Here is a 14,754-nt window from a genome sequence, read left to right as displayed (position 1 = left end):
GTCATGAGGCCGCGGCCCCCAGCTCGGCGGCGTCGGTGACGATCTCGCTGATCCGCAGCCCGAAGTCCTCGTCGACGACGACGACCTCACCGCGCGCGATGAGGGTGCCGTTGACGAGCAGGTCGGCGGGGGCGCTGGCGGCGCGGTCGAGCTCGACGACCTCGCCCGGGTGCAGGGACAGCAGCTCCTGCACCGTCATGCGGGTCCGCCCGATCTCGACGGTGACCTCCATGGCGACGTGCCGCAGGAGCTCCAGGCTGCCGCGCTGCTCGCGGGCCGCGGGCAGGGTCACCTGCAGGGCGAGCGTGGCCTGGTGCTCGCCGTCGCCCATGAGGGGGACGGCGACGAACATGCCCTTGTCGCGCAGCCCGTCCAGAGCGGCGACCGGCTCCTCGGTGCGCTCCGAGGCGACCCGCACCCGGCCGAGCGTGGCCGCGGCTGCCTCGAGGGCCGGGCGGAGCGCCGCGGAGACGTCCATCTGGCCGACCGGGGAGTTCTGCAGCGCGTCGACGACGTCGCCGGAGACGACGAGCACGACGTCGCCGGAGACCTCACCGGACAGGCCGGCGGTGACGGCGAGGGCGGCCGCCGGCGGCAGCGGCACGGTGTCCGGGTCGCTGACGGGGGCGCCCGCGGTCAGCGCCGAGGTCGAGGGGACCAGGGCGGCGGCCGCGCGGGCGGCCGCGGTGACGACCGCCGTGACGGTCTGGGAGTCCTGCGAGTCGGTGCGGGGCGCGGTCATGCGGAGTCCTTCGCGGCGTGCGGGGCGTGCGGGGTGGGGACGATCGAGGCGGCGAGTCGGCGCCGGTGGTTGCTGGCGATCGCGTAGGCGAACGTCACGTCGTTGGTCGTGACCTCCAGCGGGCTGTCCCGCGGGTGGCGGAGCAGCAGCACGTCGTCGACGGCGAGGGAGAGCAGGTCGGAGGAGGAGACGGTGAGCGGCGCGAACCGGACGCTGACGTCCACCGGCACGAGGTTCAGCCGGTCGATCAGCGCCTCGCGGGCCCGTTGCCGCTTGCGCAGCGCGGACTCCGAGAGCTGCGGGGATGCGGCGTTGTTGAGGGCCTGGGCGAAGGAGGAGAACGGCAGGACGACGGTCGCCTCGCCCTCGCGGCTGCCGACGGACATCGCGAAGCTCGCCACCATGACGGTGTCGGAGCCGGCGGCGGCCTGGGCGAGCTGCGGGTTGTACTCGCGGCCGGCGAGCACCGGCTGGATCTGGGTGACCGGCGCCAGCGAGACCGCGAACTCGTCGAGCAGCCGCTCCAGCAGGTGGTTGGTGATGGTGGTCTCCATCGCCGTCATCGGCCGGTTCGGCTGCGCGGCGGCGCCGGAGCCGCCGAGCATGTGGTCGACCATCGCCATGGCCATGTCGAGGGGGAAGGCCAGCAGGCCCTTCCCGGCGAGCGGCTCGAGGGTGAAGGTGGACATGAAGGTCGGGTTGGGCAGCGTCCCGACGTAGTCGTCGTAGGAGAACTGCTCGATCCCCCCGAGCTCCAGGCGCGCACCGGCGCGCAGGAACGTCGTCAGGATCGTCGTCGCCTGCCGGGCGAAGCCCTCCTGCGCGATCTGCATGACCCGCACGTGCTCGCGGGAGAGCTTGGTCGGGCGGCGGAAGTCGTAGGTGCGTGGCTCACCGCGGCGGCTGCGGGTGCTCGCGACGGCCGGGGCCGGCGCGGGGGCGGGGGCCGGGGCCGGCGCGGCGGCCGGGGCCGGTCCGGTCTCGGGGGTGGTCACGCATGACCTCATCGGCGGGGACCGGGAGCACCCTGACCGGGTCCCGAGGGGGCTCCGTGCCGGCCGGGGAGCGTGGGACCGCTGGTGCGGGTGGTGCGCGGCAGGGGTGCCCCCCGGACTCGGAGGACACCCCTGCGTGGTCGCGTGTGCGCTGGTCGGGCGGGCGTTACTGCGTGACGTACTCCGTGTAGTAGATGCCCATGACCATCGGGACGCCGTCCTCGGTGTAGGCCTCGATGATCTTCTTCTCCAGGGACGCCTTCAGCGCGTCCCGGGCACCGGTCACGTCGGTCGGGTTGGCCTGCGAGAAGGTGGAGATGATCGCGTCGTAGGCCTTGGCGCCGTCGACCCCGCCACCGCCGTGGCCGCCGGCGGCGGCCTCGGCCGTGTAGTCCAGCGTGATGCCGATCTTCAGGTACCCGCCGCCGGCGAGGTTGACCGCGATCGGCTCGAGCGCGGTGTAGCCACCGTGCTCCGGAGCCGCGGCCTCCGCCTCGCCCGATCCGGCGAAGAGGAAGAAGTAGGCGGCACCGGCCCCGGCGAGCAGCACGACGGCCAGCATCAGGACGAGCTTCTTCTTCCCGCCCGCGCCCGGGGTCTCCTCGCCGTCGGCGGGGGCGTTCTTGTCCTTCTTGCTCATTCGGTCACTCCCTGGTGGGCGGCGTCGAGGCCGGGCAGGAGGGCGTTGGCCTCCGCCGAGGCGGTCGACAGGACGACGACGTCGACCCGTCGGTTGACGGTGAGGGCGGTGGGGTCGGACTCGGGCACCAGCGGCCGGGTCGAGGAGTAGCCGGTGGCCGACAGGCGCGGCTGCGGGACACCGTCGGCGGCCAGGTACCGGACGACCGTGGTCGCGCGGGTGGCCGAGAGCTCCCAGTTCGACGGCCAGCGGCCGCCGGCGGTGACGGGGAGGTGGTTGGCGTGGCCCTCGACCCCGAGCTGGTGGGGCAGGCCGGAGAGGGTGGGGGCGACCGCGCTCAGGATGGCGCGGCCCTCCGGCCGGAGGACGGCCTCCTCGGCGTCGAAGAGCACCTGGTCGGCCACGATGTGCACCACCAGGCCCCGCTCGTCGATCTCGTAGCGGGCGGCCCCGGCGTAGCCGGCCGCGGCGAGCGCGGCCTCGATCCGGTCGCGCGCGGCGGCGAGCTCGCCGTAGGCGGCCTTCGCCTCGGCGGCGATGCGCTCGGCCCGGTCGATCGCGGCCTGCGCGGCCGCCTTGTCGACCTCGGCCTGCTGCACGGTCGGGTCCGACGGGATCGCCGAGGCGATGTCCACCGCCCCGGGGAGCCCGTCGAGGACCGAGCCGTCCGGTGTGGAGGCGGGCTGCACGCTGATCGGGGTGCCGAGGGTCTGCGAGAGCCCCTTGGCCAGGGCCGCGAACTTCGCCTGGTCGACCTGGCTCATGGCGAAGAGCACCACGAAGAGCACGAACAGCAGGGTCATCATGTCCGCGTAGGACACCATCCACCGCTCGTGGTTCTCGTGCTCCTCCTCCTCGTGCTTCTTGGCCCGCCGGCGACCGCCGTGGGAGGCGCTCATGCGGCCTCCTTGGTGACCTCACTGGGCGGGATGAGCGAGTTCAGCTTCAGCCGGACCGCGCGGGGGCTGGTGCCCGCCTGGATCTCGGCGATGCCCTCGACCAGCAGCTCCATCTGCGCGGCCTGCAGCTCGCTGACCCGGAGGATCTTGGCGCCCATCGGGAGGAACCAGAAGTTGGCGGCCATGACGCCCCACAGGGTGGCGATGAACGCCGCGGCGATCATCGGGCCGAGCGACTCGGGGTTGTTGAGGTTCCCCATCACGTTCATCAGGCCGACGATGCAGCCGACGATGCCGATGGTCGGGGCGTAGCCGCCCATCGTGTTCATGAACTTGGCGGCGGTCTTGTCCTCGGCCTTCTTCGCCGAGATCTCGCTCTCCAGGACGGCGCGCAGCTCCTCGGGGTCGGTGCCGTCGATGCCCATCTGCAGGCCCCGCTTGAGGAAGGGGTCCTCGATCGCCTTGACCTGCGCCTCGAGGGCCAGCAGGCCCTCCTTGCGGGCCTTCTCGGCGAGGCTGACCAGCGTCTGGATCTGCTGGGTCGGCGGCGGCACCTTGGCCGGCATCAGCGCCATCTTGAACCAGGCGGGCAGCTTCTTGAGGTCGTCCATCGTCTGCCCGGACATCGCCGCGCCGAAGGTCGCGACAATGACCAGGATGATCGCGGGGAGGAAGATCAGCGACGTCGGGTCGGCGCCCTCCATGATCATGAAGACCAGCAGGGCGACGAGCGAGACGACGAACCCGATCAGGGTGGCCGGATCCACGGGTCAGCGTTCCTCTCGGGTCGGGAAGGGCACGACCGACGAGTCGCCGACCTGCTGCTCGGGGACGTGCGGGCGGTAGACGCCCCGGTCCATCGCGTAGGAGAGGGCGAGGATCCCGGCGCGGTACTCCCGGATCTCCTCCAGCACCTCGGCCACGCTCTCGCGGACCACGTACTTCGTGCCGTCCACCAGGAAGGCGACCGTGTCGGGGTGGCCCTCGACCTTCTCGATCAGGTCGGGGTTCAGCGCGAACTCGTCGCCGTTCAGGCGCGTCACTCGGATCACGGGTCGGTCCTCTTGCTCGGTGGGGTCGGTGGGGCGTGAACACGGTCCGGGCGGGAACGGCACTCCAGTCTTCGGCCCCGGACGGGGGCTCCTTGAGCCGAAGGTGCTGGCGCGGGACCAGTGCCGGACGGCCCGGTCACCCTTTCGGGGTGACCGGGCCGCCGGGGTGAGGTGCTGCAAGGGCCTCCCTCCAGGGGCCCGCCACGAGTGCGCCAGGACATGTCCGGCCGCTCCGGGCAGGCTCGAGCCGCGTGCGCGCGCGGCTCGACCCTGCCCCGCCCGGCTCGAGCCGGGTGTCACCGACGTGTGGCGGGCCGCAGCACGGCGGCGGCCCGTGGCGATCGGGACGTCACGCCCCGGCAGTCACCACGCCGCACACCTCATCAGCGCTTCAGGTTCACCAGGTCCTGGAGGATCTCGTCGGACGCGGTGATCACGCGGCTGTTGGCCTGGAAGCCGCGCTGGGCGACGATCAGGCTGGTGAACTCCTCGGAGAGGTCGACGTTGGACATCTCCAGAGCGCCGGACACCAGTTGGCCACGCCCTCCGGCGCCGGCGACACCGATCATCGCCACACCGGAGTTGTCGCCGACGCGGAACGAGGAGTTGCCGGCCTTCTCCAGCCCGCTGGGGTTGTTGAAGGCGGCCATGGCCAGCTGCCCCAGCGGCTGGCGCAGGCCGTTGGAGTAGACGCCGGTGATCGTGCCGTCGTTGGAGAGCGCGAACGACTGCAGGGAGCCGAGGGCGTAGCCGTTCTGCTCGGGGGCGGTGACCTCGCTGGAGCCGGCGAACTGGCTGATCGCGCCGCCGCCCAGGGCCACCGACACCGGGCCCGTCCAGCTGTCGCCGCCGGGCAGGAAGGACACGTCCCCGGCCGGCGCCACCATCACGCCGTTCAGGTCGAACTCGACCGTCATCGCCTCCAGCGGTGCGCCGTCACCGTCGACCAGGGGGGTGCCGTCCGCGGCGCTGAACTGCTTCGCGTCACCCGCGGCGTCCCGCACGACGAGGCTCCACGTGTTGTCGGCCGTCTTGGCGAAGGTGTAGGTGATCGGCTGCTCGACGCCCTGGGCGTCGTACATGGTCGTGGGGGTCTGCACGAACGCGCCGAGAGGGGCGGCGGCGTTGAGGTTGCCCTCGAGCTGACCGGTGGTGGTGGCGCGCGGGTTGACGATCTGACCGTAGGGCACGGTCAGGGGCCGGATCGGGCCGTTGGGGTTGATCGTGCCGTCGGCCTCGGCCACCCAGCCCTGCAGGACGCTCCCGTCCGGGGTCACCAGCCGGCCGCTGGCGTCGAAGTCGAACGAGCCCGCCCGCGTGAACAACTGCTCACCGCCGGGCCCGGTGGTCACGAAGAAGCCGTCACCTTCGATCATGAAGTCGGTCGAGCGGCCGGTCGACTGCGCGGCGCCGTTGGTCCAGTTGGTGGTGACGGCCGCGAGCTTGACGCCGAGGCCGATCTGCGCGGGGTTCGTGCCGCCGCGGTCCTCGGCGGGCGCGCCGCCGGCCCGCACGATCTGCGAGAGCGTGTCCTGGAAGACGGTGGAGCTGCTCTTGAAGCCGACGGTGTTGACGTTCGCGATGTTGTTGCCGGTGACGTCCATCTTGGTCTGGTGGGCGCGGAGACCGGAGATGGCGGAGAACATGGAGCGGAGCATCGGGGGATTCCCTCCGGGTGGGGGCTCGGGTGGGGGAGCGCGGTTCGGCGCGGGGTCTGGGTGGGCGTCAGCGCGTGCCGACGTCGGTGATCCGGCCCACCGGCACGGCGACGCCGCCGATGGTGGCCTCGGCCTCGGACTTGTCGGTGGCGAGGCGGACCGAGCTGACGACGCCGGTCTTCGAGGCGCCGGTCGAGTCGGTGTACGTGACCGTCTGGCCGACCATCGCCCCGGCGCTGCTCGAGCGCTGCAGCGCCAGCATGGAGGCGTTCTGCTTGGCGATCTCCTCGAGCTTCTCCACTTGGCTGAACGTGGCCGTCTGGGCCATCAGCTGGTTGGTGTCGGCCGGGTTGCCCGGGTCCTGGTACTTCATCTGGGCGACCAGCAGCTTCAGGAAGGTGTCCTTCCCCATCTGGTCACCGCGGTCGACGGAGGTCGTGGCGGAGTACGTCGCCGTCGCCCCGGTGGTGGCGCTCACTGCGTCCGGCATGGTCGGCTCCTCGCTCTCAGACGCGCACGTCCACGCCGGACGACGTGGATCGGTTCTGGGGGGCGGCGCGCCCCTCTCCGCTATCGGCAGGGCGACCACCCGGTCGTGACCACTCGCCGGCCGGGTGCTGCGGCCCGCCCCGGCTCCCGGTGTCCTGCCGGGCCTGCTGCTCGGCGGCGTGCCGGGACAGCCAGGAGCCGCCCGCGTCGGCGTCCACCTCGACCCGCGACGGGTTGAGCCCGGCGGCCTCCAGGTCGCGGCGGAGCTCGGGGAGGGCGTCCAGCAGGGCCGCGCGGCCGAGCTCGTGCGCGCCGCGCAGGGTCAGGTCGAGCACGCCCTCGGCCACGGTGACCTGCAGCTGCACCGGCCCGAGGGTCTCGGGGGTGAGCACCAGCGTCATCGTGTGGGACCCGGTCCCGGCGCTGCTGAGGACGGCCACCTGCTGGGAGACCTGTCCGGAGACCGGGAGTGCCGCGCTGGCGCCGGTGGCCGGGGCGCCGGAGACCGCCGGCGCGGCCGGTGCGGTGCCGGGGGAGGCCGGGGCAGTGGTGGGCTGCACGGGGAGCGGTGCGGTGGTGTCGCCGGTTCCCCCCGGTGCCGGCTCGGAGGTGGCGGCCTGGTGGGCGCGGGAGGCGGTCCCGGGCGAGGGCTCGCTGCTGGTGCTGCTCGCGGACGGGACGGCGGTCGCCGGCGCCCCGCCAGGCACGTCACCCGCGGTGGGTGAGCCCGGACCTGCTGGCGCCGGCGAGGTCACGGTGCCGGGCAGGTCGGCGCCTGCCGCGGCGGCCGCGACCACCGGACCGGCGCCGGCCGCGGCGCTGGGCACCGCCCCGGGTGCCGGGACACCCGTCCCGGTACCGGACACGGGCGCACCGGTCGGTGCGGGCTGGGGGACGCCGGCCACCGGTGCGACACCGGCCGCAGGATCGGCACCGGGCACCGTCGCGGCCGGCTCGACGGCGGCCGCGGTACCGACGGCGGTCGCCGTGCCGACCGGGCCGCCGACGTCCCCGACCGGAGGCGTGGCCGCCCCGCCCCGGAGCAGCGCCCACAGGGCGGCCGTGACGGTCGGCGCGGTGGTGTCCACGGCCGGCGCGGCAGCCGGCACGTCCGAGCCGCCGGTCTGGTCAGCGGGCGTCTCGCCGGAGGGCTGCCCCCCGCCCTCGGCGCCGGCATCGCGCACACCGTCGGCCAGCGCGCCGTCGAGGGCGGAGGCGAACGGTGCCGCGCTCTCGCCGGCCCCACCGGTGGGGGACGCGGACGCGGCACGCGCAGCCGGAGCGGCAGTGGTCACGGGCGCGGTCATCGGTAGGCCTCCGCCTTGCTCATCACGGACCGGACGTAGTTCTGGGTCTCCGGGTAGGGCGGGATGCCGCCGTAGCGGCTCACCGTCCCCGGCCCGGCGTTGTAGGCCGCCAGCGCGAGCTCGGTGGTGCCGAACTGCCGGGTCAGCGAGCTCAGGTAGCGGGCCGCGCCGTCGATGGCCGAGGACGGGTCCAGCGCGTCGACGCCGAGCCCCTTCGCCGTCGCCGGCATGAACTGCATGAGGCCCTGGGCGCCGGCCGGGGAGACGGCCGAGGTGTCGAAGCCGGACTCCTGCTTGGCGACCGCGGCCAGCAGCGAGGCGTCGACGCCGTGCCTGCTGGCCGCCCGCTGGAACAGGTCCGCGTAGGGGACGCCGGCCAGCGCCCCTGCGGCCGCCGGGGCGGAGGAGGGGACGGCGGCCTCCGGCAGCACCCGGCGGATCACCGTCGGGTTGCCGACCGCCTGGACCTTCACCGTCTCCCCGGCCTGGGGCGCGGCGACCATCTGGCCGTTGCCGAGGTAGATGCCCACGTGGTCGATGCCCGCGCGGGAGGAGGAGTGGTCGAAGAAGACCAGGTCGCCGGGGCGCGCGGAGGCGAGCGAGGCGACGGCCTTGCCGGCGGTCGCCTGCTGGGAGGAGGTGCGCGGCAGGTCGATCCCCAGGTTGCCGAACACGAGCTTGGTGAAGCCGGAGCAGTCCAGGCCCGTGCGGGGGTCGGTGCCGCCCCAGAGGTAGGGGACGCCGAGGTACTTCTGGGCCTCGGCGACCACCGCGCTCTCCGAGGCGGTGGCGGTGGCGGAGGTCGCGGTGCCGGCCGCGGTGCTACCGGTGAGGCCGGCGGCGCCGGCGGCCGACGCCCACGCCGCGGACGACGACGTCCGCGGGACCGCCGGCTGGAAGCGGGCCTGGATCTCGGCGATCCGGGACTGCACCGCGCTCACCCCGTCCATGCCGTCCCCCTCTGCGTGTCCGTGTCGTCGGCTGCGTCCGAGACGGTGCCCGTGGCCGCGGCCCGGCCGGCGCGGCCGGTGACCAGGTCGTCCACGGCCCGCACCTCGGCGGCGTCCGCGGCCTGCTGCTCGGCCAGCCGGTGCCGCTCGGCCAGCCGCTCGAGCGCCTTCGTCCGACGCGCGGCGGCGGTCCACTCCGCGCGCACGGCCTCGGCCTGCTCGGCCTGCGCCGTGGCGAGCGAGCGGGCGTCGGCGGCGTCGGTCGCCGCCGTCCGCAGCAGGACCATGGCCGCCACGAAGGACCCGGCCGGCAGCGAGGGCGGGAGCGCGGCACCGGCCAGCGCCGTCTCCTGCTCGGTGGCCCGCCGGGCGGCCTCGCCGGCGGCGTCCGCCGCTGCCGCAGCGGCGGCCGCCGCGGCCCGCTCCTCGGTCCGGCGCAGCTCGAGGACCGGCTGCAGCCGGAACGCCGCGCGCTTCACGCGCCCCTCACGATGCGCTGCAGCCAGGCCCACGCCTCGGGCGCCGGCGTCGACTCACCGAGCGGCTGCTGCAGGAAGGCGTCGATCTGGGGCGCGAGCTGGCGGGCCCGGTCCACCATCGGGTCGCTGCCGGCCTGGTAGGCGCCGATCTCGATCAGCTCGCGCACGTCCCGCAGGGCACCCATGAGCCGGCGGACCTCGCGGGCGTCCGCCATCTGCGCGGGAGGCACCACGGCGCCGGCGACGCGGGAGATCGACTCCAGGACGTCGATGGCGGGGAAGTGCCCGGCCGTGGCCAGCGTGCGGGTGAGCACGACGTGCCCGTCGAGGATGGAGCGCGCCGTGTCGGCGATCGGCTCGTTGTGGTCGTCACCCTCGACGAGCACCGTGTACAGCCCGGTGATCGACCCGACCGCGCCGGTGCCGGCCTTCTCCAGGAGCTGCGGCATCATCGCGAAGACGCTGGGGGGGTAGCCCCGCGTGGCCGGCGGCTCGCCCGCGGAGAGGCCGACCTCGCGCTGCGCCATGGCGGTGCGGGTGATCGAGTCCATGAGCAGCAGGACGTCGCGGCCCTGGTCGCGGAAGGCCTCCGCGATGCGGGTGGCGACGAAGGCGGCCTTGAGGCGCACGAGCGGCGGCTCGTCGGAGGTGGCCACCACGACGACCGTGCGGGCCAGGCCCTCGGGGCCGAGGTTCTCCTCGATGAACTCGCGCACCTCGCGGCCGCGCTCGCCGATCAGGCCGATGACGCGCACGTCGGCGTCGGTGCCGCGGGTGATCTGGGCGAGCAGGCTGGACTTGCCGACGCCGGAGCCGGCGAAGATGCCCAGGCGCTGGCCCTTGCCGCAGGGGACGAGGGTGTCCAGCGCGCGGACGCCGAAGGTGAGCGGCTCCGCGACGCGGGCGCGGGAGAGGGCGTGCGGCGTCTCGGTCTCCAGGTCCACCCACGACACGCGGCCGTCCAGGGCGGGGCCGCCGTCCACGGGGCGGCCGAGACCGTCGAGGACGCGGCCGAGCAGGGCCTCGCCCACCGGCACCTGCAGGGGGCGGCCGGTGGCGCGCACCGCCGCGCCGGCGTGCACGCCGGACAGCCCGCCGAGCGGCATGCAGGTGAGCCGGTCGCGGCCCACCGCCACCACCTCGGCCAGCAGCGGTCGGCCGGTGGGGTCGACCTCGACCAGGTCGCCCACGGCGGCGGTGACGCCGTCGACGCTCAGGGTCAGCCCCATCGCGCCGGTCACCACCCCGGTCACCTGGGGGCGGGCCGCCGCGCGGGCGCGTTCCAGGACGCTCGACGGGACGGTCATGTCCCGAGCACCGCCTGCACCCGCTGCAGCGCCGTGCCCAGCTGCGCGTCGATCCGCCGGGGGCCGGACTCGGCGATCGCGCCGGCCCGCTCCACCGACGGGTCGGCGACCACCCGGACGCTGCCGGGCAGCCCGGCCAGCGCCTCGGCGGGCACCTCGGCGAGGTCGTCGGGGTGCAGCCGCACGACCGCCGGGGCGTCGGCGGGGCAGAAGGTCAGGGCCCGGCGCACCGCGTCCATGACCGGGTCGGTGGCCAGGGCGAGCTCCCGGCCGAGGAGGTCCTCGACGAGGGTGAGCGCGGTGCCGACGATCGAGTCGCGGATGTCGTCGGCCACCGGCTGGGCGGTCTCCTCCAGCTGCCGGACGGCGGCGTCGAGGGCGGCGGTCGCCGAGACCAGCCGGCGCTCCCAGCGGGCCCGCACCTCGGCCAGGCGCGCCTGGGCGTCCCGCTCCACCTCGGCGACGACGGCCTCCGCGGCCAGCAGGCCCTCGGCGTGACCGGCGGCGTAACCCTCGGTGCGCGCCTGCGCCCGCAGCCGCGTCAGCTCCTCGGCGTAGACGTCGCCGAGGCGGAAGGAGGGCCGGCTCCCGGCGACCTGCTGGTCCTCGGCCCGGCGCACGGTGCTCCGCCGCTCGACGCGCGAGGTCTGGACCGGGACGGCGGGGGAGGGGGCCGCCGGGGCGGCCGCGCCCGGTGCCGTGGGGAGGGGGGCGCCGCCCGTCCGCGCAGCCGGGACGGTGGTCACGCCGGCACGGTGCTCGGCCATGACCTCCCGGTAGGGGCGGGCCAGCGCGGCGGAGCCGCCGCGCAGGACCGCGCCCTCCCGGGGCGGCCGGTGACCGGCCTCGGGCGCTGCCCATCGGCGCGACCCCGCGCCGTCGTCACGCGACGAACTCATCGTCCCCGCCGCGGTTGATGGTCAGCACGCCCTGCTCCTCGAGAGTGCGGATGACCGCGACGACCTTGGCCTGGGCCTCCTCGACCGTGCGGGTGCGCACCGGCCCGAGCAGCTCGATCTCCTCGGTGAGGTTCTCGGCGGCGCGCTCGGAGAGGTTCCGCTTGATCTTGTCCTGCACGTCGGGCCGCACACCCTTGAGCGCGGTGGCCAGGTCGTTGGCCTCCACCTCGCGCAGCACGAGCTGCAGGGAGCGGTCGTCGATGGTGACGATGTCCTCGAAGACGAACATCTGCGAGCGGACCTGGTCGGCGAGCTCCGGGTCGGTGTTGTCCAGCCACTCGAGGATCGAGCGCTCGGTCGGCCGCGGGGAGCGGTTGATGATCTCCACGAGGGTCTCGACACCGCCGACGGTGGTCATGTCCTGGTGCGCCAGGATCGAGCCCATCCGGCGGCCGAGCTCCTCCTCGACCAGCCGCACCATCTCCGGCGAGGTGCGGTCCATGGTGGCGATGCGGTGGGCGACCTCGGCCTGCTGCTCCGGGGCGAACCCGGAGAGGACCTCGGCCGACTGCGCGGCCGTGAGGTGGGCCAGGACCAGGGCGATGATCTGCGCGTGCTCGTCCTTGAGGAACGTGACCAACTGCCTGACGTCGGCGTTGCGCAGCGAGGCGAAGGGCACCTCGGTGTAGACGACGTTGAGCCGCGACAGGATGCCCTCGGCCTTGTCCTGCCCGAGACCCGCGGCGAGGATCTCGCGGGCGAAGTCGACGCCGCCGCGGCCGACGAACTGCTGCGCGGTCATCAGGCCGTGGAACTCGCGCATGACGCCGTCGACGTCCTCGAGCTCCACCGAGCCGAGCTTCATGAGCTCGCGGGTGAGCGCCTCGACCTCGCGGGGGCGCAGCTGGGCGAGCAGGACGCCGGCCTCCTCCTTGCTCATCTGGGCGAGGAAGACGGCCGCCTTGCGCAGCCCGGGCAGCTCCGGCCTCGGGGGTGCGACGACGGTGCCCGGCTGGATGCTCGCGAGCGTCATGACTTGGTCTCGCTGAGCCAGCCGCGGAGCATCGCCGCGACCTCGTCGGGACGTTCGCTGACCATCGCCGAGATCTCCCCCCGCACCTTCGCCCGTTCGACCGCCTCGAGCTCCAGGGCCGCGTTGTCGAGCGTGACCTCCTCGCGGGTGCTGGCCACCCGCAGGCGGTCCAGCTCGGCGAGCATCTCCTCGTCGAGCTCCAGCGGCTCGTAGTCCTCCTCCTCGTCGGCAGCGCGGCGCGAGCGGAGCCAGACGATGAGGACGACGAGCGCGATCCCGGCCGCGATGCCGCCGGTGCGGATCATCGACCACATCTGCTCGTTCGCCTCGGCCTCGCGCGCGGCCTCCATCGCCGCGGCGGCGTTCTCGGCGGCGGTGGCGTCGAAGGGCAGCGAGGCGACGGTGATGTCGTCGCCGCGGGCCTCGTCGAGGCCGACGGCGGTGACCATCAGGTCGGTCATCTGCTGCTGGTTGAGGTTGCCGGCGACGGCCTGGTCCATCACGACGGAGACGGTGAGCCGGTTCAGCTCTCCGGGGGCGCCCTGCACGACCTCGGTGGTCTCCCCGACGGCGTTGTTCGCCGTGGTGGACTCCTTGTTGTACGTGGACTCGCCCCCGGCGTCCTCCGCGGCGTCGGGCATGTTCTCCGGGCCCAGGACGCCACCGACCGGGGCGCCGGTGCCGACGTACTCCTCGGTGGTGGTCTGCTCCGAGATCGGCGGGACGTCCTCGTCGAAGGTGTAGGTCTTCGAGGTGGTGCTGCGCTCGGAGAGGTCGACGTCGGCACGCACGGAGACCACGGAGCGGCCCGGGCCCACGACCGAGTCGAGGATCTTCTGGGCGCTCGCCGACAGGCGGTTCTCGTACTCCTCCTCCACCTGCGACCGCGCGTCGCCGGCGGCTGCCGTCACGCCGGTGCCGGCCGCGGAGAGCACCTGGCCGGTGGAGTCGGCGACGGTGACCTGGTCGGGGTTCATGCCCTGGATGCTCGAGGAGACCAGGTTGGTGACCGCCTGGATCTGCTCACCGGCGAGCGCCGTGCCGGGAGCCAGGTCGAGCAGCACCGACGCCGTCGGCGCCGCCTTGTCGGTCACGAAGACCTCGTCCTCGGGCAGCGCCACGTGCACGACGGCGGAGTTGACGCCGGCCAGCGACTCCAGCGTCTTCGCCAGCTCGCCCTCGAGGGCCCGCTGGTAGGTCACCTGCTGCTGGAACTCGCTGGTGGTGATGCCCTGCTCGTCCAGCAGCGCGTAGCCGGTGTCGTTGCCCGCCGGCAGGCCCTGCCCGCTCATGGCCAGCCGCAGGTCGTAGACGGAGTCCTTGGCGACCATGATCGTGCTGCCGCCGTCGGCCAGCTCGTAGGCCACCCCCTGGGCGTTGAGCTCCTCGACGATGGCCGAGGCGTCGCTCGCGGCGAGGTTGGAGAACAGCGGGGCTTGGGTCGGCGTGGTGATCCAGCTGTAGAAGAAGAACCCGCCGAGGGTCAACCCGGCGAGCAGCAGGCCGATGACGACCTTCTGCCCGAGGCTGATCGTGTCGAACGTGGAGCGGCCGCGCTCCAGCGTCCCGGCGAGTGCCGACTTCATCAGACCTGCATCCTCATGATCTCGTTGAAGGCCGCGACGGCCTGGTTCTTGATCGTCACGACCATCTCGGTCGCCACGCCGGATTCAGCGCTGGCGATCATGTAGTCGTGCACGTCCTTGAGGTCGCCGGTGGCGGCCTGGACGGCGAGCTCGCTGGAGGCCGACTGCTTGGCGCGCAGCTCGTCGAACGTCGCGGCCAGGACGGCGGCGAAGCCGTCGGTGCCTTCGGCCGCGGGGGTGCCGCGCGTGCTGCCGGCGACACCGGTGACGGCACCGATCCCGACCGGGGTGATGCCGCCGAGCGGGATCGTCATCAGCGCTTCCCGAGCTGCAGCGCCGCCTGGTAGGCGGTGGTGGCCCGCTCGACGACGGCCAGGTTCGCCTGGTAGCCGCGCTGGGCCATCATCATGTGGGTCATCTGGTCACCCAGGTCGATGTCGGGGTACCGCACGTAGCCCTCGGCGTCGGCCAGCGCGTGGTCCGGCTCGTACACCAGCCGGCCCTCCGGGTCGCCGAACTCGGCGCGGGCCACGCGGACCCCGCCCTCGCCACTGCCGTAGTCCACCGCCTGGGCGACGACGAGCCGCGCCTGGAAGGCGTCCTCGTCGGTGCGCCGCACCGTGTTGATGTTGGCGATGTTGTCGGCGGCGGCGTCGAGCCACTTCCGGTGGGTCATCAGCCCGGACTGGGAGATGCTCAGGGCCTGGAACATGCTCAT

The 14,754-nt window shown here is 73.9% G+C and carries 17 protein-coding genes; all 17 read right to left on the bottom strand.

Annotated features, from left to right (window positions below):
- Position 1: 1 nt before the first annotated feature.
- On the bottom strand, positions 2-742 hold the full coding sequence (gene fliN / locus ACI79P_RS01815; protein WP_456579334.1) for a flagellar motor switch protein FliN: 741 nt from the start codon (positions 740-742) through the stop codon (positions 2-4).
- Entirely contained in the window at positions 739-1,737 is a 999-nt protein-coding gene (locus ACI79P_RS01810; RefSeq protein WP_456579333.1) for a flagellar motor switch protein FliM, read from the bottom strand. The genes fliN and ACI79P_RS01810 overlap by 4 nt, the downstream gene beginning before the upstream one ends.
- A gap of 166 nt (positions 1,738-1,903) precedes the next feature.
- Entirely contained in the window at positions 1,904-2,377 is a 474-nt protein-coding gene (locus tag ACI79P_RS01805) for a flagellar basal body-associated FliL family protein (RefSeq protein WP_456579332.1), read from the bottom strand.
- Positions 2,374-3,276: a flagellar motor protein MotB gene (locus tag ACI79P_RS01800; RefSeq protein ID WP_456579331.1), complete on the bottom strand. Its 903-nt coding sequence runs from the start codon at positions 3,274-3,276 to the stop codon at positions 2,374-2,376. Before ACI79P_RS01800 ends, ACI79P_RS01805 begins: the two co-directional genes overlap by 4 nt.
- Entirely contained in the window at positions 3,273-4,043 is a 771-nt protein-coding gene (locus tag ACI79P_RS01795) for a motility protein A (RefSeq protein WP_456579330.1), read from the bottom strand. Before ACI79P_RS01795 ends, ACI79P_RS01800 begins: the two co-directional genes overlap by 4 nt.
- Positions 4,044-4,046: 3 nt before the next feature.
- A complete protein-coding gene (locus ACI79P_RS01790) occupies positions 4,047-4,328 on the bottom strand; it encodes a flagellar FlbD family protein (RefSeq protein WP_456579329.1) in 282 nt (93 codons plus the stop codon).
- A 383-nt stretch (positions 4,329-4,711) separates the two neighbouring features.
- The gene (locus ACI79P_RS01785; RefSeq protein ID WP_456579328.1) at positions 4,712-5,974 is read right to left on the bottom strand and encodes a flagellar hook protein FlgE; all 1,263 of its coding nucleotides are present in this window, start codon (positions 5,972-5,974) and stop codon (positions 4,712-4,714) included.
- A gap of 79 nt (positions 5,975-6,053) precedes the next feature.
- On the bottom strand, positions 6,054-6,476 hold the full coding sequence (locus ACI79P_RS01780; protein WP_456579327.1) for a flagellar hook assembly protein FlgD: 423 nt from the start codon (positions 6,474-6,476) through the stop codon (positions 6,054-6,056).
- Between the two features lie 16 nt (positions 6,477-6,492).
- Complete coding sequence (locus ACI79P_RS01775; RefSeq protein ID WP_456579326.1) at positions 6,493-7,782, bottom strand: flagellar hook-length control protein FliK; 1,290 nt, start codon at positions 7,780-7,782, stop codon at positions 6,493-6,495.
- A complete protein-coding gene (locus tag ACI79P_RS01770) occupies positions 7,779-8,732 on the bottom strand; it encodes a transglycosylase SLT domain-containing protein (RefSeq protein ID WP_456579325.1) in 954 nt (317 codons plus the stop codon). The genes ACI79P_RS01775 and ACI79P_RS01770 overlap by 4 nt, the downstream gene beginning before the upstream one ends.
- On the bottom strand, positions 8,720-9,211 hold the full coding sequence (locus ACI79P_RS01765) for a flagellar FliJ family protein (protein ID WP_456579324.1): 492 nt from the start codon (positions 9,209-9,211) through the stop codon (positions 8,720-8,722). The genes ACI79P_RS01770 and ACI79P_RS01765 overlap by 13 nt, the downstream gene beginning before the upstream one ends.
- A complete protein-coding gene (locus ACI79P_RS01760; protein ID WP_456579323.1) occupies positions 9,208-10,518 on the bottom strand; it encodes a FliI/YscN family ATPase in 1,311 nt (436 codons plus the stop codon). The genes ACI79P_RS01765 and ACI79P_RS01760 overlap by 4 nt, the downstream gene beginning before the upstream one ends.
- Positions 10,515-11,417, bottom strand: coding sequence for a FliH/SctL family protein (locus tag ACI79P_RS01755; protein ID WP_456579322.1), 903 nt, complete (start codon positions 11,415-11,417; stop codon positions 10,515-10,517). The genes ACI79P_RS01760 and ACI79P_RS01755 overlap by 4 nt, the downstream gene beginning before the upstream one ends.
- On the bottom strand, positions 11,401-12,450 hold the full coding sequence (fliG, locus tag ACI79P_RS01750) for a flagellar motor switch protein FliG (protein WP_456579321.1): 1,050 nt from the start codon (positions 12,448-12,450) through the stop codon (positions 11,401-11,403). The genes ACI79P_RS01755 and fliG overlap by 17 nt, the downstream gene beginning before the upstream one ends.
- Positions 12,447-14,036, bottom strand: a complete 1,590-nt coding sequence (gene fliF / locus ACI79P_RS01745; RefSeq protein ID WP_456579320.1) for a flagellar basal-body MS-ring/collar protein FliF — start codon at positions 14,034-14,036, stop codon at positions 12,447-12,449. The genes fliG and fliF overlap by 4 nt, the downstream gene beginning before the upstream one ends.
- Entirely contained in the window at positions 14,036-14,350 is a 315-nt protein-coding gene (gene fliE, locus ACI79P_RS01740) for a flagellar hook-basal body complex protein FliE (RefSeq protein ID WP_456579319.1), read from the bottom strand. Before fliE ends, fliF begins: the two co-directional genes overlap by 1 nt.
- Positions 14,350-14,754 (bottom strand): flagellar basal body rod protein FlgC, encoded by a 405-nt coding sequence (locus ACI79P_RS01735; RefSeq protein ID WP_456579318.1) that lies wholly within the window; start codon positions 14,752-14,754, stop codon positions 14,350-14,352. The genes fliE and ACI79P_RS01735 overlap by 1 nt, the downstream gene beginning before the upstream one ends.

The sequence above is a fragment of the Blastococcus sp. SYSU DS0510 genome (assembly GCF_054050835.1).
Note: the sequence above shows the minus strand (reverse complement) of the source record. Positions and strands in the feature narration are given on the sequence as shown.